We start from the raw sequence: 22,600 nt of genomic DNA, 5'->3' as shown, positions 1-22,600 counted from the left end.
GTGCTCCTTAAATGTGGTTGCGGATCAGCGTGTCTAAGTTGAAACACGTACGACGGCTCTGCTGATGGCTTAAGGGCTCTTGGCCACGGGTCTTTTGTTTATCAGTAAACCAGACAGTGCCAGCCGCCTTTTGTGAGCTGCAATTTAAGAAGCCGTCGGAGCAGCTATCGAGCCAGTTTTGGGTGGTTTCGAGCGCGACTTGGTATTGATAACCCGCGCAGTAACTGTCGCTGTCCCAAATAGCGGAATCAACATCTGAGCCCACCACGACTTCGAAGGGTTTACCCAGCGATGGGCGACCCGCTGTGCCATTAAGCCAAGCGTTGTTATAGTTTGCCATCCAACCGACTTGCTGTTGTTTCACCGCATTGCTGCCATAGCCTAAGAGCCAGCCTAAGCTGGTTTCGAACACATTACCTTGGTTCACCGCATCGGCCAGCGGCGTACCAGCACTGGAAGGCGCGATGGCGATAACCTTTGAGGTGGCGTTGATCACTGCAGGATAACGGCTGTCCCACGTTGGATTAGATAAAATCCACCGCACTACGTTGCCACCATTGGAGTGGGTCAGCAGAATTAAGTCGTCGATATTTTTGGCTTGGATAAAGCTATTGAGCTGCGTTGCCAGACAACCTGCGGCGCTTTCTTCCCACATATATTGGTCAAAGTCGCAGTTGATCACTGTGTAATTGTTTGGCACTGGGATGCCTTGGCGCACTGAGTTAACAAATTCGGGCGTCCAGTAATCGGCTAAGGCATTGGTCTGGTGACCCGTACCATGGATAAAGGCGACTCCGGTTGCGGCTAACGTTACTGGGCTGACAGCGAACAGACCCAAGAGCATGAGGGCTTTTTTGATCTTCATGGCTATATCTCGTGTTGTTGGTCTTGTTGATTGTGGCCGCCAGTCCGTTGCGACAGTTCAGGGCAAGTCAGTTAATGCAGGATTTGCCGTAAATAAGCTTGAAATTGGCTGGCATGGCTCGGTTTATAGGCGCTTAAGCGCGGGTTACTCACTTTGGGTAAAACATGACTTAAGGCCTGAATACGACGGGATAGCGTGAATGCGCTAGTTTACGTTGGCATCAAATGTGATTGCCGTAACTTAGCCATTATCAACAGGACTTAACTCAAGCTTATTAACCTAGACGCAACATTTTAAGCTGGCAAGTAAAACAATCATCATAAAATGGAATCGCTGGGTCGCATTTTGAACGGTTCGTTTTAATGTTAAACTAAAGGCTGATAACCTGATGATAAGCAATACCTAATAAACTAAGTTGTGTTTTATCGTGTTTGAAATAGCGATTTGCTTACACAAAAGAATTTTCTGTGACACCCACTTAGCGTTTGAGTTAATAGGTTTATCGTTCTGTATATAAAGGTTTTTGTGATAAATAATTCAAACTCGCCCATTTACTCTGGGATATGGGTATCACTTTAGTGCATTTTAAGACTAAACCGATTAGGCTGAGCTGAGGTAAAGTGGGATAAACGGGATAAAAACCAACATTGCCGAGATGATATTCTTCTTATCTTAATCAGTCATCTGAGCCATGGATTGACTGGGAGTAGAAAAAGTAGCGCGATATGGGCAGGTTTAATCTAAATAGACAACAAACACGGGAGAATAAGTTTGGCGATAGAACATAATAAGATGGTGAGTTGCTTAAGTGGACTGCAATGTCGCACTAATTTCACCATAAAAAACATTACTGAATACATGCTCCCAGAAACCAAAGAGGCTTTCTATTTACACCTCGACGGTAAATCACCAAACTTGATTATTCGCCCTGCATTCGAAGTCTTTTCCGGCGAACTTGCCACTATTGCAGGCGTGCATGCCAAATACGACTATTTCCACAATGCCGAGATGACACGTTTCCCCAAACGTTTACATAAGAGTTTGACCGAAACCCACTATGGCCTTGCCTTTAGTTTTGACACGGTTGAAGCCGTACAGCAATTCATTACCCGTTTGAGTGCGATAGTGAAAGGCGCATAAGCTTTTACTGTATAAATCTTTAATAGAAGGCCGCTTAATTTTTCGATTGAACGGTATCTAAATTTTAACCATGTAGTCCGTGGGTTAAATTCCTCAATATCAATGAAAATGAGGAATTTAACTGCTGCCTTTTTACGCGGCTTTTCAGTATATTCATCAATAGATGAATTTTGCTGGAGCTTGCCATGTCGCTTATTCCCGGTCGCCCAAAGGGGGTTGTGCCATTTACCGCTCAAACTGAATCACAGCCGCAGACTCCTGGTCGTCCTAAAGGGGATTCCGATGCCCGCCAACGCTTAATTATCGCAGCCCTAAATCTCTTCAGTCATCGCAGTTATCCCAGCGTTTCTACCCGTGAAATTGCCCGCGAAGCCGAGGTTGATGCCGCACTTATTCGTTATTATTTTGGTTCAAAAGCGGGCTTGTTCGAACAAATGGTGCGGGAAACCCTTGAACCCGTATTAGCGCGTTTTCGCGAAATATCCGCTGCGGATGCCCCTAATAACTTGGGTGAACTTATGCAAACATATTATCGCGTTATGGCACCCAACCTGGGATTGCCACGGTTGATTATACGGGTGTTACAGGAAGGCGATGGCTCAGAACCCTATCGCATTATGTTGTCTGTTTTTGAGCAAATTTTATCCCTCTCGCGGCAATGGCTCGAATCCACATTAGTCAATGCGGGGCTATTGAAGGAGGGATTAGATCCCGATTTAGTACGCCTCAGTTTCGTGAGTCTGATGGTTTTTCCGCTTATTGCGCCCCCGGTGTTAATGCGTCAGTTCGGCTTTTTTAGTGCCGATGCTGATGGTTTACAGCGTCTAGCGCTGCACAATATGCAGGTTTTTACCCAAGGTGTACTGCGTGAACCGAGGAAGTCGTAATGAGAGTGAATTTTAAAATTCTGATGCACGTGAGTGTGGGTTGTGTGATCTTGCTATTAGTCGGCTGCACCGAAGCGCCGCCCAGAGTGCTTGGCACTGTCGAGCGGGACAGGCTGACGCTTACCGCGCCCGTAGGTGAGTTGATTACTCAAGTGAATGTGGTTGAAGGTCAACAGGTTAAGGCGGGTGAGGTGTTAATTCAGCTCGATACAACCTCAGCCAATGCGCGCCTCGCCCTGCGCCAAGCCGAGCTTGAACAGGCTAAAGCTAAACTTTCTGAGGCGGTCACAGGTGCGCGTTTAGAGGATATAGAACGCGCCAAGGCCGTGCTCGACGGGACAAATGCCAGCGTGAAAGAGGCTCAGCGAGCCTTTGAACGAACAAACCGTTTATTTGCCACTAAAGTACTTAGCCAAGCGGATTTAGATACGGCCCGTGCGGCGCGAGATACCAGTTTCGCTAAACAAGCTGAAGCGCTGCAAAGCCTGCGATTGCTAGAAAATGGCACCCGTAGTGAGCAGCTTGAACAAGCTAAAGCCGCGGTGACTGCAGCTCGCGCCAGTGTCGAACTTGAACAAAAAGCCTTAGCAGACTTGAGCTTAGTAGCGGCGCGTGATGCCGTTGTCGATACGTTGCCTTGGCGAGTCGGTGATCGCATTGCCGCAGGCACTCAGTTGATTGGTTTGCTGGCGAGCGAGGATCCCTATGTGCGGGTTTACCTGCCCGCGACTTGGTTAGACAGAGTGAAGGCGGGCGATAGCGTCAATATTCTTGTGGATGGCCGCGAGATACCGATTGCTGGCACTGTGCGAAATATTCGCAGTCAACCTGCTTACACGCCATTTTATGCGCTAAATGAACGTGATCGAGCGCGGCTGATGTATTTGACCGATATTACTATCTCTGCCACAGATCAGGATCTACCTACCGGCATGGCATTAGAAGTTGAACTCGATGTGCTGCAACTCGATGTGCAGCCAAAAGTGCAACAAAAAGTGAAACAGCCATGAGCCACGCCGATTTTGCTATCGAGACCCAAGGCATGACCCGCGCCTTTGGCGGCGTCAATGCAGTGGAAAACCTCGACCTCGCCATTCCCAAGGGCACTATTTATGGGTTTCTCGGCCCCAATGGCTGCGGAAAATCGACTTCAATTCGCATGTTAACTGGGTTGCTGAGTCCAACATCGGGGAATATTCGTGTTTTGGGTGAAACCTTACCCGGTGCCGAGGAAAAACTGCGTCGCCGCATTGGCTACATGACGCAAAAATTCTCCCTGTACGACAATCTTTCGGTGCGGGAAAACTTAGAGTTTGTCGCGCAAATTTATGGCCTTAACCGCCGAGCATCAAAGCTGCGAATAGCCGAGTTAGTCATGCTATACGATTTAGTCGGCCGAGAAAAACAAATGGCGGGCTCCATGAGTGGCGGCCAGAAACAGCGTTTGGCCTTAGCGGCAGCGACCTTACATCACCCCGAATTATTGTTTCTCGATGAGCCGACATCGGCGGTCGATCCCGAGAATCGGCGCGAGTTTTGGGAGCGCTTATTCGATCTCTGCGCCCAAGGCACCACGATACTTGTGTCGACTCACTATATGGATGAAGCCGAGCGTTGCCATGGTCTGGCGATTTTAGAGCGCGGGATAAAACGCGCCGACGGTTCACCCCAGCAGCTGATGGCGGCGATGGGGGCTCGGGTGGTTGAGATCTCAGGGGACGACTTACGCACTTTAAAACAATCATTGATCAGCGAGTCCGCGATATTGTCGGCGGCGCAAATCGGCAGTCGTTTGCGGGTGTTAGTGCGCAGCAATATTGAAGATCCGCTCGCTTGGCTTAAGCCAAGAGTTGCCAGCCGGACGATGGAAGAAGTGCGCGCTAGCTTAGAGGATGTGTTTGTCACTTGCACCGGTGAGCGCTTGGCTGGGGTTTCCAAGGGAGAGACTGACCATGTGGCGTAGGATTTTTGCGATTGTGGTCAAAGAGCTGCGGCAGTTGTCGCGGGATCGTATGACCTTTGGCATGATAATCATGATCCCGTTAGTGCAACTGATGTTGTTTGGTTATGCGATCAATACCGATGCTCGCCATCTGCCTGCTGGGTTAGTCAATTTAAGTGATTCAGCCTACAGTCGCGCACTGGTTAAGGCGGTGGAAGCAACGCAGGTGGTGGATTTTAAACAGCGTTATTTAAGTGCAGCCGAGGCTGAGGCGGCGATCACTCGCGGCGAAGTCAAAGCTGTGCTGTATTTGCCCGCCGATCTTGATGAGCGCTTAGTGCGTCACCCAAGCTTTGTGGGTCAGCAATATTTAGCGCAGTCCTATATCGCACAACCCGCTGGCCAATGGCTGGTGGATGGTTCAGATACGGTTGTCGCTTCAACTATTCGTAGCTTAAGGCAAATGCCACTGGATGAAGTCGCAGGAAGAGCACTAAAAACGGCGATACCGAGTTTTGAAGTGGTGCAATATTTCAACCCAGAACAACGTTCTGTGGTCAACATAGTGCCCGGTCTGTTGGGCGTGATTTTGACTATGACCATGGTGATGTTCACCTCCGCCGCCATAGTGCGTGAGCGCGAGCAGGGCAATATGGAGTTTTTGATCACTACGCCTGTGCGGCCACTGGAGTTGATGCTGGGTAAAATCGTGCCCTATGTGATCGTCGGCTTTGTGCAAGTGACCATTATCCTGAGCGCAGGGCATTTGTTGTTTGATGTGCCGATTCGTGGCGGAATCGACTCCATCGCCCTTGCCGCTATGTTGTTCATTTGCGCCAGTTTAACCTTAGGATTAGTGATTTCGACCATAGCGAAAACCCAGTTGCAATCGATGCAAATGACGGTATTTATCCTGCTGCCATCGATTCTATTGTCGGGATTTATGTTCCCCTACGAAGCCATGCCTATCGCGGCGCAGTGGATTGCCGAAGCCTTACCCGCAACCCATTTTATGCGCATGTCACGGGCCATAGTGCTGCGCGATGCCCAAGTGATGGATCTTCAATTTGATGCCCTGTGGATGATAGGTTTTACTTGTATTGGGTTATTGATCGCCAGTATGAGATTTTCGAAGCGCTTGGATTAGCCCTGTACTGAGTTTCATCATCAAGGGCAAAGTGCCGAGTTTTGATATAGCGCAAATTATCAGTAAACAGTCGCGCTAAGCCATTGAAATCGATGTTGCTTAATTAGGATATCCCTTACACTGCCGCTAGGGCGATTGCCGCCATCATGCTTAGCGAAGGGAATTCATTATGCCTCCAATCATTTGTCATAGCGCGCTCGATGCGGTTGCTTTAATTCAAAGCGGCGAGACGCTGTGGACTCATTCCATGGGCGCCACTCCGCGCATTTTATTAGATGCGTTGGCGCAGCATGCACTCACCAAAGAAAATCTCACCCTGTTACAGTTACATACTGAAGGCGCCGAATCCTTAAGCCATCCCAGTTTACAGGGGCATTTACGCCATCGATGTTTTTTCGGTGGGCTGCCAACGCGGGCATTACTGCAAAGTGGTGACGCGGATTATGTGCCGATTTTCCTGTCTGAAGTGCCTAAGTTATTTCGTTCCGGCGAGCAAAAAATTGATACCGCAATTATCCAAGTGTCGCCACCCGATAAGCATGGCATGTGTTCCTTAGGCATTTCGGTTGAAGCAACGCTCGCAGCTTGCCAAGTCGCGGGTAAGATCATCGCTCATATTAATCCACAAATGCCGCGCACCCATGGCGACAGCTTTATCCATATCGACCGTTTTGCCGCTGTGTATGAGCAGAGCGCGGCGTTGCCCATTCATTCCTTCGCGACGGGGGATGCGGTGAGTTTGGCGATCGGTAAAAATGTTGCCCAATTAGTGCGTAATGGCGATTGTTTGCAAATGGGTATAGGTGCGATCCCCGATGCCGTGCTGTCTTGTTTAACCGAACATAAAGACTTAGGCGTCCACACTGAGCTATTTTCTGACGGTATATTACAACTGGTTGAAAAGGGCGTGATTAACAACAGCAAGAAGCGTTTTTATCCGGGAAAACTCGTCACAGGTTTCGCCTTGGGTAGCCAGAAATTATACGACTATGTTGATGATAATCCTGCGGTCATCTTTATGGACATAGAGCAAGTTAACGACACGGCCATTATCCGTAAAAATCCTAATGTGATGGCGATTAACTCGGCGCTGCAGGTCGACCTTTCAGGCCAAGTGTGTGCCGATTCCATTGGCACTAAAATCTATTCCGGTGTTGGCGGCCAGATGGATTTCATCCGCGGAGCAGGGTTATCTGAAGGTGGTCGTTCTGTGATTGCGCTGCCCAGCACTGCCGCGGGGGGAACGCTTTCTCGCATCGCAAGCGTGTTATCACCCGGCGCGGGTGTCGTTACCACTCGGGCCCATGTGCATTATATTGTGACCGAATACGGCGCCGCCAATCTACGCGGCCGCAGCCTGCGCGAACGGGCACAAGCGCTGATCGCCATCGCTCACCCAGATTTTCGGGAACAACTGAGTCGTGATGCCTTTGATGTGTGGGGATTAAGATTTCTTTGAGTGATTGCTTGAATCTGAATCGTTGCCTGTTGTAAATCGAGTGCAGTTGCTTCCGTGACACGCCGTGAAGCCATCCATGGCGGCTCTACGATGACATCCATGTCATCGAAGGTCACGTCAGCTACTACATTCGATTCTTATTATAAAATTTGATATTTATCATCATCTTTGAGTCGGTTTAAAGAATAGTTAAAATTTTAATTTGATAGAGGTGCTAACCATTTGAAAATTTTTGGGGCTTACTTTTATTAATATTGATAAGTTTAGCGGCATTTAAAATCAATCATATATTGTAAGGTTGATGTTCAGGCTGCAGGTTTGGAGGCTGAGCGTGTGCATTTTGTTGGTTTAGTTAAGGTAAACGTGCAGTACATCAATTAAAGGTTAGCTTCAAAAAGGAATCTGAATGACCAAGGATCAAGATTGTAATAGTAGGAATATACCTCTCCCTATTCAACGAGAGGTTAGGCAACGTTGTGGCTTCGGTTGTGTTATCTGCGGAATGCCACTCTATGAATATGAGCATATGGAGGAATGGGCTAGCGTTAAGCGCCATGTCGCTGAAGAAATAACGCTATTGTGCGATCAACACCATAGAGAAAAAACGGGTGGGTTCCTGCCCAAAGAAATGGTACGCAATGCTGATTCAGATCCATTTAATCTTCGTGAAGGCGTTTCTAAACCATACTGCCTTCATTTTTCGGGAAAAACTGCTGAAATTGAGATTGGCGGAAATAGCTTCACATGTGAGGATCAAGGATATGGAACCGCAATGGTACCTATTAGCGTAGATGGTACTCCCTTGATTGGGCTGGTTATGGCGGATGGACATTTACTCTTAAATCTTGTTATTTTTGATGAATTTAATGCACCAGTTCTTCATATTAAAAATAATCAGCTTTATTACTCTACTGCACCATGGGATATCCAGCTAGTTGGTACAAGGCTTTCAATTCGGGAGGCACATCGTAAGATACTTATAGAGATAGACTTCAAACCACCAAATAAAGTTGTTATAAAACGAGGCCGATTTTTAAGAAATGGGGTAGAGATTTTAGTAAGGCCGAGTAATATTTTGATTACAAATAATGCAACCTTGCTCAGTGGTTGTCATGCGCATAATTGTTACGGCGGCTTAATTGTCGGTCATCACGAACAAAGTTTAGGTGGCTTTATGGCATTAGGTTGTCTACCTCGGTATCTCGGTGATCGTTCCGAAGCTCTTAAGTTTGAACGTGAATCAATGGCTGAAATTGAAGTGAACAAGTCTAACAATAATAAGGGTGGTGTGAATGCGACCCGCTGTTGATGTGTCAGCCGTTATTGATAAGTTTATATAAGAAGATCAAATAGTTAAGGTAGTGACAGTGTATTTGGGTTAAATATTTGTTCTGGCTGGGTCGAAGATATGTGCAAAGGTTAACTGAATTAAGCACTGGCATGTAAGTGACCGTTGGCGGCATGGATGCCGTCGTCGAGCCCTCATGGACGAGTTCACGGCGTGTCACTGGAATGATAGTGCTTAATGTCTAACTTGGAATAACGTCAACAGCCCAATAAATCCTGTCTTGCTTTGTATAACTGCTCTCTGTTGTTTAAAGAAACGAAGCTATTTCCCCATGCACTCTGCTAACAGTTTGACGAAAAAGTCGCTGCCTTTGCGTTCGCAAAAAGCGATATTGCGCTCTGGGATGGTTTCGGGATCTGTGTAACTGGCGAGAGCGAGCTCCATGCTGGCTTCGCGGATGATGTGCAGGGTTGGGTAGGGCGCGCGGTTGGTGAAGTTGGCTGCCCCGTCCTGTGGTTCGCCATCGAAACAATAGTCTGGGTGGAAGGTGGCGAGTTGGTAAGTGCCTTCGTACTCGTGTTCGATAAGCGTATCGGTTGCCATGTCGATGAGGTCGAGATAAGCATAAAACCCCTCAAAACCACGGGGTAGAATAAACAGTGTGGTTTCTGCTTCGGGGTGGGCGTCGAGGTATTGGCATTCTTCAATCAATGCCTTAAGCACTTGTTTGACTTTAGTCTGTTCCACCACCAGATACCGAATACTGCCGCGTTCGACTTCTTGTCTGGCGAAGGGGCAAATATTGTATTTCATGATCACTTTTTTCACCCAGTCGTCGGTTTGTTGAGTGATCATGTCAATTTCGTTCATGGCGGTCGTTTGCTCGTGCTTAAAAATTAGGGGGCGATCATAGGGATGATAGACGCCACAAGCAAGAGCGCCATGCTGATATTAAAAACCTTCTGTTGGCGCTCATTTTTCAAAATGCGTTTAAGGGCTACGCCAAAGCCGAGCCAGACGATAGCGCAGGGAAAGGCGACGCACAAAAATACCGTTGCGATAGTGATAACCTGCGGGGTCAAATCCTGCTGTACTGACGTGAACGTCGCAATCGCGCCCACGGCCATGATCCAGCCCTTAGGGTTGACCCATTGAAAGGCTGCAGCTTGGATAAAACTAAAGGGTTTAGCAATGGCTTTGCCTTCCATCTTGCTACTGCTGTTGGCAATCAACCAAGACAGATACAAAAGGTAACCTATGCCGACGACTTTAATCACTTGATGGATGATAGGATAGCTTTGGAATAGGGCGCTCAAGCCCAAACCTATCGCGAGGATCATGGTCGGGAAGCCAAGGCTTATTCCCATAAGATGCGGAATACTGCGTTTTACGCCAAAGTTTACCCCTGAGGTCATCAGCATAATATTGTTAGGCCCTGGGGTGATCCCAGATGAAAAGGCAAACAACGCGATAGCGAGTATTAACTCCATAGATAGATCCACACCTTTTATTTTAGTTTTATGGCATTGTGATTATTTGCCGCATTGAGCCTGCGATTTACTCATCGGACGGTACGCAATACTGTGTTGCTATTATTTATAATTGCGACATTTGATTGCAACGCAGGCGAGGCATTCTAGCGATTAAATGTTGCCGCGCCTATACGACATAGCGAGTTTATAAACTAAAAAGAATAACAAAATATGTACATGCCTCGATGGGATTGATGGCGTGAGAATAGGGCTAGCGCAGTTTGATGGTTCTCTGTGTTAGTACGAATATCAAGATATATTGGAATATGCTGATTTAACACTATGATGGATATCAGCTTTCAGTTTTAGTAATAGCAACTATCCTTAGACAGCATTTTATAGATTGAGGTAACAGGGCATGATGAATCCATCATTACATAGTGAGCTAAGTGGAGTGCTAAATCGACAGCTCAGTCGAGTTCCTTGCTGGGTTCCCGACCGAGTGTTAAGTCGGTATTTGAGAGTGTTAATACTGCTTTTTAGCAGCGTTTTAGGTCTTACTGGGTGCGTAACTGTGACGGATAACGCGGCGCAGCCGTTGCGAACCACAATCGTGATGTCTGGCGATCTCAGTGAATTACCGTCAACGGCAATGACATTCACTTGGCATCCTAAATTTCAAAAAATCATCACAGATAAACGCTTAGATCCGCAGCCAGTGTTGCAACACATGCAAGCCGTATTAAAGCAAACTTTGCAGAGTAAGGGATATCGCTGGGTCGAAGATCCACTACTGGCGGATTTTCAGGTTGGCTTTGGCGTCGCTATGGGAACTGAAATGAGTGATGAACAAATTTTGGCAGTGACAGGGTTAGTCGCTGGGCTGTCAACCGACGGTGTGAATACCCAAAAGTATGACAAAGGTACCGTGGTGATAGCGCTCTTTAAACCCACTAAAATACAGGGCGTTGATGAGCCAATTTGGCGAGTGCTTGCCCAAGGTTTTGGCAACATTAAAAAGATGGATGAGCTAACCGAAAATTTCGACAGTCTCATTGCCAGTATGTTAGCCAATATGCCGTCGGTTAATGTGGCTCCTTAGTCAGCGTTTGAGCTTTAGTTCAGTTCTAAGTGAATTGAGTCAGCATTTGGGTAGGAGCATTCGTCAGATAAACGGGATTAGTGCTTAATTGAGGTGTCTTGGTCCCATGTTTGTGGTGCTAGCTCCCATTTTTGAACTGTGGGACATGGTACTTTAGTGACAGCCATCTCAATAAAGGGCGCGACAGTGAAAACTGCCGCGCTTTTTCATTTTAATGGAGGGAAGTTCCATTTTGATTTCAGACTGTTTCAGTCGTGCTCGACTGTGATCTCGTAGGATGAAAACTTACGAATGTTAATCACGCCCGTATCAAACATTAAATACTGCCCCTTTATCCCCTGCAAAATTCCGCTGACGACCACATCTTTATCGAAATTGTGCGAAGTGATCTTTTTCGGAAAGGTGTCAATTGGATAATGAATTGGCTGAATCGTTTCGTGCAAACGCTCGATACTGTAATCGCCTTTTTGCATGCCGATTTCGTGTAACTTAGCCTCAATTTGTGGGATCAGTTCCGCAGCCTTAGCATTTAAATCAATATCGTCGGCATGGCCTTTTAACATGGCTTGCCAATGGGTTTTATCATTAACCAGTTTTGCCAATTCTACTTCGACTAAGCCTGAGAGCTGCCTTGTTGAGACTTTAAAAATCGGTAAACCTTGGGTAGCACCTTGGTCAATCCAACGGGTGGGCAGTTGAGTGTGGCGGGTAATGCCGACTTTAACGCCCGAGGTATTTGACAAGTAGACATAATGCGGCACAAAACAGTGGCTCTGGGCCCACTCTGGTTCGCGGCAAGTGCCTTGGTCGTAATGACAAGTTTCCGGCTTCATGATGCACATATCGCAACTCGCCAACTTTTGCATACAGACAAAACAATGGCCCTGCGAGTAACTCTTCTTGCTCTTTTTACCGCAGTTGCAGCAGAAGATATTACCCGTGTGGGTCAAGGTTAATTGCTTACCTATCAATGGATTGAGAGGGAGTAACTCATCACCGACAACGAGTTGATATTGCACTTGTTGCGCGTCATCTAACTGCACGCGCATCTTTTTTAGCGTTCCTAACATGGTCATCCTAATGTGTTGCGTTCTGGTGCAGCTTAGTCGCTCATCATGCGTTCTAGTGCACGCTTTCGTTATATCGTCATTGCGTGGCCGTCAGTATACAAGATTATCCAAGTCAGTTTAGATAGGATTTTTCGATAAGTAAGTCGATAAGTGAGTCGATTGACTGAGTGCACCTAAACCTTTTTTGTTTTACTTAACCATTTGTACACTAAGGCAATAATACCGAAAGTAAGCAAGGCTACTGGTAAGTAAATGATTATGCTCATAAATTGTGTTTGGTATTTTGTTGCTAATTGGGTATGGCTAATGAGATACCCAAAACCAACAACGGAAAAAATCCACACCATTGAGCTGATGAAGTTAATGAGTAAAAAACGACGGGAAGAAATACCCGTTGCACCTAAAATATAGGGGTAAACGGTACGAACAAAAGGAATATAACGTGCGAGTAGCAGGGTTATCACTCCATAGTTATCAATAAGGTGGGTCGCTTTTTCCTGATGTTTGATATCAATATTCGACAGCAGTTTTTGGTAAATTTGGGTATGCCCTAAAAATCGACCCTGTAAATAACCTATAGCTGTACCTGTAAAGGTTGCTAGAACCAATAACGGCATAATACCGATATGAAGAATATCTTGATAAATCAGCACTCCAGTGAGAAAGAGTAGGCTATCTCCGGGTAAAAACGCGGTGGGAATAAAGCCATTTTCTAACACTAAAAAGCCACAAATTAATGCGCTGACCATGAGGGCGATTTTAGGATTGGCTAAAACCGCCAGATCATTGTGTATCATGGCTTGGGCCAGTTCGTATAACTGCTCCATACGTACTACTCCCTAAAATAATTGATAAAACATAAAGATGGAAAAGCTCGAAAGCGGCAATTTTGAACCGGAGCTATGGTGTTTCGTGGGTTATTCTACCAAGGGAGCATGAATCGAAAGGCAGTTACAACATTAAATTTTGTTGGTGTTAGTGTGTTTATGGTTCAGTAATCGGGTTTTGTGGGCTTTTTATAGTAAAAATATTAAGCATTATTATAGGGTTAATAAATTTTAAATGATGACATCAACTTACAAACCCACTTGCCTGATTCCTATGCGCATTCTAACGATTCCAACTATCCAGTATTGATTGCACTGGCTTAACTTAATTTGAACACCTTGCCGCGAATGTCGGTTTTTAAGCATTGTTTTTAAGCGCACTTTAAGTGCTGTTTGAAAGTACTATTGCGAGAGCGCTCTCTAAATGTATTGGTGTGCTAAGTGTTAGCTTGCCGTAAAAGCTAATGGCATTAACGGCTTAATCTATCGAGCACGAGATCATCCCCAAGAGCATAGAGGGATTCTACCAGTTGATCTTCTTGGGCTAGATCTGTGAGTCCAAGGCCGATGGTCGCCCGAAACAAAGCTATACCTGTGTGGCCTGCGGTTTCATATTGACTACTAAACTGCTCGATATTGATGCCAATTGCATTGATTTTATTAGATATATCGAGCACAAGTCCGGGTCTGTCATAGGCCACTAGGTTGTAACTTAAGCGTTTGATAGGCTTAAGGGCGACCGAGGTTTTGGAGTAGGTGAGGGACAGGCTATCGATGCATTCTAGGGCCTCAATAAGCTCGTCCATGCGCAGTGACGGCACTTCGAGTAACAATATCGCGGCAAAGACACCGTCAATATGGCGTAATTCTGAGTCGAGCCAGTTGCCGCCATGACGACTCACAGCATGGGCGATTTGTTCTACTAATCCTTTTCTATCAGGTGCTTGTAGTGTGATTAAGTATCGTAGCATAGTGACTGACTCCTATTTTTTGTAAAAGGCACCTGTTTTAAAACGGGGTGTAACACAACTGTCATCTTTGCGTCATATAATCCAACGCACTTAGAATAAAGGATGTTGTTATTGCTCAGTTTACGTTCAAACAGTGTAAGCATAGCACTCGGCAAATCCTAGCGAAAAAACTCGCTAGCTATTAATAATAGAGGTTCTTAATGGAAAGTCAGGTCACTCAACCTGGTTCTGCATCGCACAGTATGCTTAAAGGCGGACGCTCGAATCGCAGGGCATTTAAGGATAAAGCGGCGCAAATCAGCGTCACTATCGGCGGCACTATGGTATTTGTCGCCTTATTGTTGATCTTCTTTTATCTGTTGTATGTGATTAAACCCATTTTCGACAGTGCTGATGTCACACCCGTTAAGAGTGTGAGCTATCAACACGCGGATGTGCCGACCTTAATGGTGGGTGCTGAAGAGCAAAATGAGGTGATGTACCGTGTGAGCGTTCATGGTCAAGTGGACTTCTATACTGTTGCCGACGGTAGCTTACTTTCTAGCTTTACCCCGACGTTACCAGCGGGTGTTACCGTCACCAGCGCCGCCGTTGCTGTACCGAGCGAACAACGTTTTGCGCTGGGATTAAGTAATGGTCAGGTCATAGTGGCGGGCCTAGAGTTTGGTTTAACGTACCCCAATAACAAACGTTTAATCACACCTAAACTGCGTTATCCCGCAGGTGAAACCCCCATAACAGTCGATGAGACAGGCAGCGCGATTCATAAGCTGACCTTTACTTATAGCTCAGACAAAATGAGTTTTGCTTATCAAGATGAGAGTGGTGTTTGGCGCCTCACTCGTCTCGAAGGGCAAGAGAACATGATGACTGAAGAAGTGGAGTGGGTTTCTACGACGTCACAAATTCAAGATGCGCCGAAGAAAGTCTCCCATGAGCTGATGACGCCCGATCAACGTCAATTGATGTTGCAAACTGGCAATAAAATTTTCGTGTACGACATCCGTGATACTGACAGCTTAGATCTGCTGCAGGTGATTGATGTTGAACGTGCTAAGGCACAAGTCAATAACGTGGCTTTGCTGGCGGGAGCGAGTTCATTACTGGTCAGTTATGACACAGGTATTGTGGTGCAGTACTTCCAAGTTAATGGTGAAAAAGGGCGTTTATATCAAGAGATTCGTCAGTTTGATGACTTACCGCCCATCAGCTCGATTACCTCTGAGTTTTATCGTAAGAGTTTTGCGACTGTGAGCCCTGAGGGTGAGCTAACACTACTCTATACCACGAGCCATCGTGAACTGTTTGATGCAAAGTTTGACCTTAAAAACCCCGGTAAAATGGGCTTTACCCCACGCTCAAACGGCATAGTCGTTGAGGCGGACAAAAAGCTGCATATCTTCAGTGTGGAAAACTCCCACCCAGAAGTGTCATGGAGCGCTATGTGGGACAAGGTGTGGTATGAAGGTTATCCAGAGCCTAAATATGTATGGCAATCGACCTCAGGCTCTGACGATTTCGAAGCTAAGCTGAGCTTAATGCCATTGGCCTACGGCACAATGAAAGCGGCATTTTATGCCATGTTATTTGCCGTGCCTTTATCCGTTGCTGGTGCGATTTACACGGCTTACTTTATGTCGCCTAAGGTGCGCGGTTTCGTGAAACCGACCATTGAAATCATGGAAGCATTACCAACGGTGATTTTAGGCTTCTTGGCGGGTCTGTGGTTAGCGCCACTGATTGAAGAGCATCTCCCCGGCATTTTAATTCTACTGATCTTATTGCCGACCTCGATACTCACGTCTGCCTATGGCTGGAGCAGGTTGCCGGGTAAGTGGAAACAACGTTTACCCGAAGTGTACCAAGAGCTGATGTTAATCCCTGTGGTCTGTTTCGTGGGGTGGTTCTCTTTTGCGGTCAGCCCAATCATCGAAGTGGCGCTGTTTGATGGTAATACCCGTCAATTCATCACTAACGAACTGGGGATCACCTTCGACCAACGTAACGCGCTGGTGGTCGGTATTGCCATGGGCTTTGCGGTGATCCCAACGATTTTCTCCATCGCTGAAGATGCCATTTTCTCTGTACCACGTCATTTATCTAACGGCAGCTTAGCCTTAGGTGCGACGCCTTGGCAGACATTGACACGCGTGGTGTTGTTAACCGCAAGTCCGGGTATTTTCTCGGCCATTATGATGGGCCTTGGCCGCGCCGTTGGCGAGACCATGATCGTACTGATGGCCACAGGTAACACCGCCATCATGGAATGGAGTGTGTTCGAAGGGATGCGAACCTTGGCGGCAAACATTGCGGTTGAAATGCCTGAATCGGCTATCGGTAGCTCGCATTATCGTGTGCTCTTCCTTGCTGCGTTCGTACTATTCATCTTTACATTCTTCTTTAACACCATTGCAGAAGTGGTGAGACAGCGTCTACGTGAACGCTATAGCTCGCTGTAACGGGGATAAGACAATGACATTAAATACTATTTCGCCAGTGACCTTGAGAGGTTTGTGCAATGGGTAAGTGGGTAAAATCAGGCTCGCCATGGATATGGATGACGGGTGGTGCCGTGAGCATCAGTTTGATTGCCGTCTTAGGCTTATTATTGTTAATCGCATGGCGCGGCTTAAGTTACTTTTGGCCTGCAACCGTTTACCAGTGGGAGCTTGAAGATAACACGGGTGTACGTTCGACCTTAATTGGTGAGGTTTACGATAGGGAAGAAGTACCGACTGAGCGTTTGATTGCTGCTGGCCATGTGTTTAAGCAACATCCGGGCGAGTTTGTGACCCGTTACTTAGTGAAAACCGGTAACCGTGAATTTGTGGGTTTGGATTTCCGTTGGATACTAGGTACGGACATTGTTAGTCGTTCTGTGCCAAGCGAGGTCGCACTGATCGAGCGGGCTAAAAACGGTAACTTCTACGGTTATCCGATAGCCGTGATTGAAAATGGCAAGCGTCTTGATTTAGTGAATGATGCGATTGAATCTTCCTTAATGGAGCATATCGAACGCGCAGTTGCCTTATCGGACAAAGCGGTTGATTTGCAGAAGCAAGATATTGGCTCGATTAACTACGCCATTGAAAAATTGCGTTTGCAGGAGCGTCGTTTCGAGCTGGATGGGGAACTGACCGACAGTATTAAAGCTGAGTTGGTCGCCAAGAGAGCTCAACTGCAAGAAGATTACTTAGTGCTTGAAAAAGCGTTATTTGCCCTGCGTGATGATGCGGCGCGTGACTCGGTTATTGTCCGAGATATGCGCGGCGAAGAAGTTGAACTGAAGCTCGATACCGTTCTCGATGTGACCTATGTGAATCACTTAGGACTCATAGGAAAAATTGGTAAGTGGTTTGTCGGTATTGGACGCTTTATGAGTGACGATCCGCGTGAAGCCAACACTGAGGGCGGCGTGTTCCCCGCGATTTTCGGCACTGTGTTTATGGTGATGTTGATGGCGGTTATCGTGACGCCATTTGGCGTGGTCGCGGCGGTTTATCTACATGAATATGCTAAGAAAGGCCCGATTACTAAGATGATCCGTATTGCGGTAATCAACTTAGCGGGTGTGCCCTCGATTGTTTATGGTGTATTCGGTTTAGGTTTCTTCGTGTACATGATGGGCGGTTCCATCGACCAGTTGTTTTACGCTGAAGCTTTGCCTGCTCCTACCTTTGGTTCGCCAGGGGTGATTTGGTCGGCATTAACCCTCGCGATTTTGACGCTGCCAGTGGTTATTGTGTCGACTGAAGAAGGGTTAAGTCGTATTCCAAGCGCGGTGCGTCAAGGTAGTTTGGCACTGGGCGCGACTAAGGCTGAAACCCTGTGGCGGATTGTGATCCCGATGGCGAGTCCAGCGATCATGACGGGTTTGATTTTAGCGGTCGCTCGTGCTGCTGGTGAAGTGGCACCGCTGATGTTGGTGGGTGTCGTTAAATTAGCGCCAACATTACCACTGGACTTTAACTTCCCGTTTGTGCATTTAGAACGTAAGTTCATGCACTTAGGGTTCCATATATATGATGTGGGCTTCCAGAGTCCTAACGTTGAAGCGGCACGTCCTCTGGTGTATGCGACCTCTTTCTTGCTGGTGTCTGTGATTGTGGCACTCAACTTGACGGCCATTAGCGTGCGTAACCACTTACGTGAAAAATATCGTTCGCTTGAGCACTAATCAGCGATTATCCTGAAAGTATTAGGACTAAATATGATTTCTATAGATTCGACAGCAATGAAAACCAATAACTTTGATTTAGCTAACTTAAGCCAGAACGACACCGCGCTGGAGATCCGTAACTTAGATTTGCGCTATGGTGATAAGCAAGCGCTGTTTAATGTATCGATGAAGATCCCCAAGAAGCAAGTCACTGCCTTTATCGGCCCCAGTGGTTGTGGTAAATCGACACTATTGCGCTGTATTAACCGCATGAATGACTTAGTTGATAATTGTCATATTGGCGGCGAGATATTGCTGCACGGCCAGAATATCTACGACAAAAAGATTGACGTCGCGGCCCTGCGCCGTAATGTCGGTATGGTGTTCCAACGCCCAAATCCTTTCCCTAAGTCGATTTACGAAAACGTTGTTTATGGCTTGAGATTGCAAGGGCTGAATAACCGTCGTGAACTCGACGAAGCGGCTGAGCGTTCATTGCGCGGCGCGGCGATTTGGGACGAAGTTAAAGACAGATTACACGATAACGCCTTTGGTTTGTCTGGCGGTCAACAGCAACGTCTGGTGATTGCCCGTGCGATAGCGATTGAGCCAGAAGTGCTATTACTCGACGAACCAACATCGGCACTCGATCCGATTTCGACGCTGACGATTGAAGAGTTAATCACTGAGCTTAAGACGAAATACACTGTGGTTATCGTGACTCACAACATGCAACAGGCGGCGCGGGTATCGGATCAAACAGCCTTTATGTATATGGGTGAATTAGTTGAATATGCTGATACTAATACGATTTTCACCACGCCGAAAAAACGTAAGACTGAAGATTACATCACAGGACGTTACGGTTAATCGCTTGAGTATCGGATAAGGCCACCACGGCTTGGTATGGGTCAACAGTTAAGTAACAGGTTGGAACGCAATGGAAAACATGAATTTAAGTAAGCACATTTCGGGTCAGTTCACCGCTGAGCTGGATGATATCCGTAATCGAGTGCTCGCCATGGGTGGCTTGGTTGAACGTCAGCTAGAGCAAGCGATTGATGCCTTAAGTGCCCTTGATGCCGAGTTAGCTCAGCGGGTGATTGCAGGCGATCATAAGGTCAATGCGATGGAAGTTTCCATTGATGAAGAATGCACACGTATTATTGCTAAGCGTCAACCTGCGGCCAGTGATTTACGCTTGATTATCGCTATTTCAAAAACCATCGCAGATCTTGAGCGTATTGGTGATGCCTGTGTGCGGATTGCAAAAGCGGCATTAGATAAACGTTTGAATAATCAGCAGCCTTTGTTAGTTAGCATTGAAAATATGGGGCGTCATGCGACTCGGATGTTGCATGCGACTTTAGATGCCTTGGCCCGTATGGATGCAGATACCGCGTTAGAGCTGCATAAAGAAGATGCTAAGCTTGACCGTGAATATGAAGGCATCATTCGCCAGTTAATGACCTATATGATGGAAGATCCGCGTTCAATCCCAGACATACTCGACGTATTATGGGCAGCACGCGCAGTTGAGCGTGTCGGTGACCGCTGTAAAAATATTTGTGAATACATCATCTACTACGTGAAAGGCAAAGACGTTCGCCATACTTCCTACGAAGATATGGAAAAAGACATGAAAGGCTAACACAAGTATTAATCTGCTGTCTTAATGCCATTCGCTGAATACAACGCTCCGCAGTCTCTGTGGAGCGTTTTGCTTTTAGGATGCTGAGCTAGGATCGTTGATTAGGATAGTGAGCTAGGATCGTGAAATAGAGAGGCGAGCTAGGCTTTTGGGCTATGGATTGTGAAATTGGATAGCTAAATTAAATAGTTAAATTAGATTATGAACTGGCATTCTGGAACGGTACTGCGAATAAAGAAGGTCATTTTTGTATTTACAATAAATTAACCTTTGTTTAATCTGATGCTTGCAATAAGTTTTAGCTGTTGGAAAAGGGCGGTAGACCTAGATAGTGAAAGTAGTCGAAGCCTAAGTGCTAGCGTTTTTGTGTTTAGCTGTGGATTGATATCACAGCATGTTAACCTCAGAATTTAACCGCCACTCCTATTTGTTACCGCTAAGGTTTGGGGTTAGCAGCGCAACGGAATGGGCGCTGTGTCGGCGATAACATGGATAAGTTGATGAGCCCATTATTGCATTCTTTAAAGCAAGGTTTCGAAGCCCTTAAAAGTATTCGAAATCATATTTCTGAAGCGAATTTACCCGCTGATTTCCCCCGCGCTGAATTACCGCCACTGTACGAGGAAGCTAAAGCCGAGCTATTGCAGCTATTAGCGCCGCTAGAAGCCTATCGTATTGAAAAGCTTGAAACTAAACTCTCCCGTAAAAAATGGGCGAAGCGTCTAGGGTGGCTAGTGTGCCTGCCCGCACTGGCTTTTGATTTAATCTCGTTAGCCTCTAACCATGACCCAACCATTTTGAGCCTGATCGTCCTCGCCGGCATTTTGATGTGGGTTCATCTGCCTGAAATGCAATATAAGCGCCATTACAAATATAAAATCTTGCCTGTTTTACTCAAAAAACTAGGGGATTACCGTTATAGCCCCGACTCCTGTGTCAACCTTGATTCAGTGGCCGATTTCGAACTTATGCCCCGTTTTAGCAAGCAACAATCAGAGGATCATATTCGCGGCAAGGTAGAGGATATCAGCTTCGAATTTTGCGAATTAACCTTAAAATCCCGCGGCAGCAAGTCAGACAAGATCCAATTTAAAGGTGGGGTAGTGATCATGACGATGCCCTTTAGCTTTGAATCCCATACCATCGTCAGTCAAGACTATGGCTCCCTTGGTAACACCATGGCAGGCATAAAGAAACCCAGAGTGAAACTCGAAAGCGTGACCTTTGAAGCGATGTTTGAAGTGTATTCCCACGACCAGCATTACGCGCGATATCTATTGTCTCCCGCCGTAATGGAGCGCCTCGTCGAACTGGAACAGTTATTCCGTAAAACGGCGCGCGGGTCGGGGCTAAGTATCGAATTTAAAGCCAATAAAGTGCTGATCATGGCGAGCTATTTTGGCAATTTATTTGATACCGTCGATATCAATTTACCCACCCATGATATGTCGAAAATTCCGCTGTTACAGCAGGAGTTAGTCTTGATTACTGGCATCATCAAACAGTTAAAACTGGATTATCTAGCCGCGTAAAATCTGGCGACACAGCAGACACTTGAGAGGATTAATACATTAGCGGGTTAACTAGAGCTGTTCTTTTCTCTGTATTTTGAACTGTACTTTGAGCAGGTTTTTATTCGTCGAGAGAAGAGGTTGCTCAGATCTTGAAGGCTTAGCGTTTGTTGGTATCCACTCATAAAGGCTTGCCATGGCATTTACTCACCGACGCGCAGCAAGTCCTATATGGACACCTCGAATAGATCAACCACTTTTTGAGTAACAGAAAGTAATACTGCGTACGTATATCCGACCTGTTTGTGAGAATCTTTGTTCTCTGGCCTTAATGAGAACCGCGCCTTTGCTGCTTATCGTCCTTTCGGAGTCATATGCTCCTTGTACTCTCTCAGCATCTGCAAAGGCCGGTATTACCTGTTACTTCATTATCTGTAGTCGTGTTTTTGGGGTGAGTTTAATACTCGATTTTTACATATTAACAAGGCCGATATTCGCTGCGATGAAACAGCATAGCCCAGATGATCCGCGCCAATTTGTTTGCAATTGCTACTGCCGCTTTCTGTTTACCTCGCCGCTCAATCACCTTTAAGGCCCATACGGAGATCCTGTCATTACTCTTACTTGCATAGCGAATAATCGACCAAGCTCCCTGGATCAGTTGCCGCCGCAGATAGCTGTTACCTCGTTTGGTTATGCCGCCCAATTTTTGTTTTCCCCCACTGGAAAACTCTTTAGGAACCAGTCCTAAATTTGCAGAAAAATGCCGAGCACCATGATAGCCAGAGCCATCTCCGGCAAATGACACCGCGGCAGTGGCAATGATTTCTGCAACGCCTCTTATACCCATCAGTCGCTTGGCACTGAAGGATCCCCTCATAAATCAGCCATAGCATAGCCATATTTGAGCAACTGATTGGCGAATAATACCCAGGCCGCCAGCAATTCTTTCTCCGTGATTTGATAATCAGGCCGCCTGAGTACCTCCAATCCCAAGCGAATCGTTGAGAGTACCGTTCGATGCCCAATGGTATTGGCCTGAAAATGCTTATCCCAGCCCTGTTGCTGTGCGTGTAAACCAACTAGCCACAACAGGCATTGAACCATCA

At 46.5% G+C, this 22,600-nt stretch carries 20 protein-coding genes and 2 pseudogenes; 14 read left to right on the top strand and 8 right to left on the bottom strand.

What is annotated here, in order from left to right; genetic code table 11:
• Nucleotides 1-7: 7 nt before the first annotated feature.
• The gene (locus L5M17_RS02030; protein WP_028760548.1) at nucleotides 8-865 is read right to left on the bottom strand and encodes a hypothetical protein; all 858 of its coding nucleotides are present in this window, start codon (nucleotides 863-865) and stop codon (nucleotides 8-10) included.
• Here L5M17_RS02030 and L5M17_RS02025 point away from each other — a divergent pair.
• From L5M17_RS02025 to L5M17_RS01990, 8 genes are all read left to right on the top strand, one after another.
• A complete protein-coding gene (locus L5M17_RS02025; protein ID WP_198573578.1) occupies nucleotides 864-1,064 on the top strand; it encodes a hypothetical protein in 201 nt (66 codons plus the stop codon). The two genes, L5M17_RS02030 and L5M17_RS02025, sit on opposite strands and share 2 nt — an antisense overlap.
• 593 nt (nucleotides 1,065-1,657) lie before the next feature.
• A complete protein-coding gene (locus tag L5M17_RS02020; RefSeq protein ID WP_113938914.1) occupies nucleotides 1,658-2,005 on the top strand; it encodes a hypothetical protein in 348 nt (115 codons plus the stop codon).
• Nucleotides 2,006-2,190: 185 nt separating this feature from the next.
• A complete protein-coding gene (locus tag L5M17_RS02015) occupies nucleotides 2,191-2,892 on the top strand; it encodes a TetR/AcrR family transcriptional regulator (protein WP_198573577.1) in 702 nt (233 codons plus the stop codon).
• A gap of 23 nt (nucleotides 2,893-2,915) precedes the next feature.
• The gene (locus L5M17_RS02010) at nucleotides 2,916-3,902 is read left to right on the top strand and encodes an HlyD family secretion protein (RefSeq protein ID WP_411568930.1); all 987 of its coding nucleotides are present in this window, start codon (nucleotides 2,916-2,918) and stop codon (nucleotides 3,900-3,902) included.
• A complete protein-coding gene (locus tag L5M17_RS02005) occupies nucleotides 3,899-4,855 on the top strand; it encodes an ATP-binding cassette domain-containing protein (protein ID WP_263144869.1) in 957 nt (318 codons plus the stop codon). Before L5M17_RS02010 ends, L5M17_RS02005 begins: the two co-directional genes overlap by 4 nt.
• A complete protein-coding gene (locus tag L5M17_RS02000; RefSeq protein WP_263144867.1) occupies nucleotides 4,845-5,981 on the top strand; it encodes an ABC transporter permease in 1,137 nt (378 codons plus the stop codon). The genes L5M17_RS02005 and L5M17_RS02000 overlap by 11 nt, the downstream gene beginning before the upstream one ends.
• Before the next feature lie 169 nt (nucleotides 5,982-6,150).
• The gene (locus L5M17_RS01995; RefSeq protein ID WP_263144864.1) at nucleotides 6,151-7,440 is read left to right on the top strand and encodes an acetyl-CoA hydrolase/transferase family protein; all 1,290 of its coding nucleotides are present in this window, start codon (nucleotides 6,151-6,153) and stop codon (nucleotides 7,438-7,440) included.
• Between the two features lie 406 nt (nucleotides 7,441-7,846).
• Nucleotides 7,847-8,749, top strand: coding sequence for a cell division protein (locus L5M17_RS01990; protein WP_107946996.1), 903 nt, complete (start codon nucleotides 7,847-7,849; stop codon nucleotides 8,747-8,749).
• 300 nt (nucleotides 8,750-9,049) lie between these two features.
• Here L5M17_RS01990 and L5M17_RS01985 read toward each other — a convergent pair whose 3' ends face one another.
• Both L5M17_RS01985 and L5M17_RS01980 read right to left on the bottom strand, forming a co-directional pair.
• On the bottom strand, nucleotides 9,050-9,598 hold the full coding sequence (locus L5M17_RS01985) for a DUF1415 domain-containing protein (protein ID WP_173497128.1): 549 nt from the start codon (nucleotides 9,596-9,598) through the stop codon (nucleotides 9,050-9,052).
• 26 nt (nucleotides 9,599-9,624) lie between these two features.
• The gene (locus L5M17_RS01980) at nucleotides 9,625-10,218 is read right to left on the bottom strand and encodes a LysE family translocator (RefSeq protein ID WP_263144860.1); all 594 of its coding nucleotides are present in this window, start codon (nucleotides 10,216-10,218) and stop codon (nucleotides 9,625-9,627) included.
• A gap of 400 nt (nucleotides 10,219-10,618) precedes the next feature.
• On the opposite strand from L5M17_RS01980, the gene L5M17_RS01975 reads away from it, so the two are divergent.
• A complete protein-coding gene (locus L5M17_RS01975) occupies nucleotides 10,619-11,302 on the top strand; it encodes a DUF4136 domain-containing protein (protein ID WP_113938903.1) in 684 nt (227 codons plus the stop codon).
• A 248-nt stretch (nucleotides 11,303-11,550) separates the two neighbouring features.
• Here the strand turns inward: L5M17_RS01975 and L5M17_RS01970 are convergent, their stop codons facing one another.
• The 3 genes from L5M17_RS01970 to L5M17_RS01960 all read right to left on the bottom strand — a co-directional run bounded on the left by L5M17_RS01970 (nucleotide 11,551) and on the right by L5M17_RS01960 (nucleotide 14,170).
• Nucleotides 11,551-12,372: a DUF2797 domain-containing protein gene (locus L5M17_RS01970; protein WP_105249677.1), complete on the bottom strand. Its 822-nt coding sequence runs from the start codon at nucleotides 12,370-12,372 to the stop codon at nucleotides 11,551-11,553.
• 173 nt (nucleotides 12,373-12,545) lie between these two features.
• Nucleotides 12,546-13,199, bottom strand: coding sequence for a DedA family protein (locus tag L5M17_RS01965; RefSeq protein ID WP_105249676.1), 654 nt, complete (start codon nucleotides 13,197-13,199; stop codon nucleotides 12,546-12,548).
• Nucleotides 13,200-13,669: 470 nt separating this feature from the next.
• On the bottom strand, nucleotides 13,670-14,170 hold the full coding sequence (locus tag L5M17_RS01960; protein ID WP_028760534.1) for a glycine cleavage system protein R: 501 nt from the start codon (nucleotides 14,168-14,170) through the stop codon (nucleotides 13,670-13,672).
• A 200-nt stretch (nucleotides 14,171-14,370) separates the two neighbouring features.
• On the opposite strand from L5M17_RS01960, the gene L5M17_RS01955 reads away from it, so the two are divergent.
• The 5 genes from L5M17_RS01955 (at nucleotide 14,371) to L5M17_RS01935 (ending at nucleotide 21,512) form a co-directional block, all read left to right on the top strand.
• The gene (locus L5M17_RS01955) at nucleotides 14,371-16,629 is read left to right on the top strand and encodes an ABC transporter permease subunit (protein ID WP_263144853.1); all 2,259 of its coding nucleotides are present in this window, start codon (nucleotides 14,371-14,373) and stop codon (nucleotides 16,627-16,629) included.
• 59 nt (nucleotides 16,630-16,688) lie between these two features.
• On the top strand, nucleotides 16,689-18,347 hold the full coding sequence (gene pstA / locus L5M17_RS01950) for a phosphate ABC transporter permease PstA (protein ID WP_028760532.1): 1,659 nt from the start codon (nucleotides 16,689-16,691) through the stop codon (nucleotides 18,345-18,347).
• A 33-nt stretch (nucleotides 18,348-18,380) separates the two neighbouring features.
• Nucleotides 18,381-19,199, top strand: a complete 819-nt coding sequence (gene pstB / locus L5M17_RS01945; protein ID WP_028760531.1) for a phosphate ABC transporter ATP-binding protein PstB — start codon at nucleotides 18,381-18,383, stop codon at nucleotides 19,197-19,199.
• A 70-nt stretch (nucleotides 19,200-19,269) separates the two neighbouring features.
• Nucleotides 19,270-19,980 carry a phosphate signaling complex protein PhoU gene (gene phoU, locus L5M17_RS01940; RefSeq protein WP_028760530.1) on the top strand — a complete coding sequence of 237 codons (711 nt, stop codon included), beginning with the start codon at nucleotides 19,270-19,272 and terminating at the stop codon, nucleotides 19,978-19,980.
• Nucleotides 19,981-20,480: 500 nt separating this feature from the next.
• Complete coding sequence (locus L5M17_RS01935) at nucleotides 20,481-21,512, top strand: DUF3137 domain-containing protein (RefSeq protein WP_317629586.1); 1,032 nt, start codon at nucleotides 20,481-20,483, stop codon at nucleotides 21,510-21,512.
• 457 nt (nucleotides 21,513-21,969) lie between these two features.
• Here the strand turns inward: L5M17_RS01935 and L5M17_RS01930 are convergent.
• Nucleotides 21,970-22,353: pseudogene (locus tag L5M17_RS01930) on the bottom strand (transposase); the annotation flags it as partial.
• 14 nt (nucleotides 22,354-22,367) lie between these two features.
• Nucleotides 22,368-22,600 (bottom strand): annotated as a pseudogene (locus L5M17_RS01925) (IS4 family transposase); the annotation flags it as partial.

It is taken from the genome of Shewanella sp. SW24, assembly GCF_025653395.1.
Taxonomy (GTDB): Bacteria; Pseudomonadota; Gammaproteobacteria; order Enterobacterales; family Shewanellaceae; genus Shewanella; species Shewanella oncorhynchi.
This window is presented reverse-complemented; position numbering and strand designations above follow the sequence as displayed.

Excerpts from the sequence above, each read along its gene's own strand:
- L5M17_RS02025 (WP_198573578.1), top strand. The coding sequence starts at position 864 with ATGGCTATATCTCGTGTTGTTGGTCTTGTTGATTGTGGCCGCCAGTCC.
- L5M17_RS02030 (WP_028760548.1), bottom strand. The coding sequence starts at position 865 with ATGAAGATCAAAAAAGCCCTCATGCTCTTGGGTCTGTTCGCTGTCAGC.
- L5M17_RS02020 (WP_113938914.1), top strand. The coding sequence starts at position 1,658 with ATGGTGAGTTGCTTAAGTGGACTGCAATGTCGCACTAATTTCACCATA.
- L5M17_RS02015 (WP_198573577.1), top strand. The coding sequence starts at position 2,191 with ATGTCGCTTATTCCCGGTCGCCCAAAGGGGGTTGTGCCATTTACCGCT.
- L5M17_RS02010 (WP_411568930.1), top strand. The coding sequence starts at position 2,916 with ATGCACGTGAGTGTGGGTTGTGTGATCTTGCTATTAGTCGGCTGCACC.
- L5M17_RS02005 (WP_263144869.1), top strand. The coding sequence starts at position 3,899 with ATGAGCCACGCCGATTTTGCTATCGAGACCCAAGGCATGACCCGCGCC.
- L5M17_RS02000 (WP_263144867.1), top strand. The coding sequence starts at position 4,845 with ATGTGGCGTAGGATTTTTGCGATTGTGGTCAAAGAGCTGCGGCAGTTG.
- L5M17_RS01995 (WP_263144864.1), top strand. The coding sequence starts at position 6,151 with ATGCCTCCAATCATTTGTCATAGCGCGCTCGATGCGGTTGCTTTAATT.
- L5M17_RS01990 (WP_107946996.1), top strand. The coding sequence starts at position 7,847 with ATGACCAAGGATCAAGATTGTAATAGTAGGAATATACCTCTCCCTATT.
- L5M17_RS01985 (WP_173497128.1), bottom strand. The coding sequence starts at position 9,598 with ATGAACGAAATTGACATGATCACTCAACAAACCGACGACTGGGTGAAA.
- L5M17_RS01980 (WP_263144860.1), bottom strand. The coding sequence starts at position 10,218 with ATGGAGTTAATACTCGCTATCGCGTTGTTTGCCTTTTCATCTGGGATC.
- L5M17_RS01975 (WP_113938903.1), top strand. The coding sequence starts at position 10,619 with ATGATGAATCCATCATTACATAGTGAGCTAAGTGGAGTGCTAAATCGA.
- L5M17_RS01970 (WP_105249677.1), bottom strand. The coding sequence starts at position 12,372 with ATGTTAGGAACGCTAAAAAAGATGCGCGTGCAGTTAGATGACGCGCAA.
- L5M17_RS01965 (WP_105249676.1), bottom strand. The coding sequence starts at position 13,199 with ATGGAGCAGTTATACGAACTGGCCCAAGCCATGATACACAATGATCTG.
- L5M17_RS01960 (WP_028760534.1), bottom strand. The coding sequence starts at position 14,170 with ATGCTACGATACTTAATCACACTACAAGCACCTGATAGAAAAGGATTA.
- L5M17_RS01955 (WP_263144853.1), top strand. The coding sequence starts at position 14,371 with ATGGAAAGTCAGGTCACTCAACCTGGTTCTGCATCGCACAGTATGCTT.
- pstA (WP_028760532.1), top strand. The coding sequence starts at position 16,689 with ATGGGTAAGTGGGTAAAATCAGGCTCGCCATGGATATGGATGACGGGT.
- pstB (WP_028760531.1), top strand. The coding sequence starts at position 18,381 with ATGATTTCTATAGATTCGACAGCAATGAAAACCAATAACTTTGATTTA.
- phoU (WP_028760530.1), top strand. The coding sequence starts at position 19,270 with ATGGAAAACATGAATTTAAGTAAGCACATTTCGGGTCAGTTCACCGCT.
- L5M17_RS01935 (WP_317629586.1), top strand. The coding sequence starts at position 20,481 with ATGAGCCCATTATTGCATTCTTTAAAGCAAGGTTTCGAAGCCCTTAAA.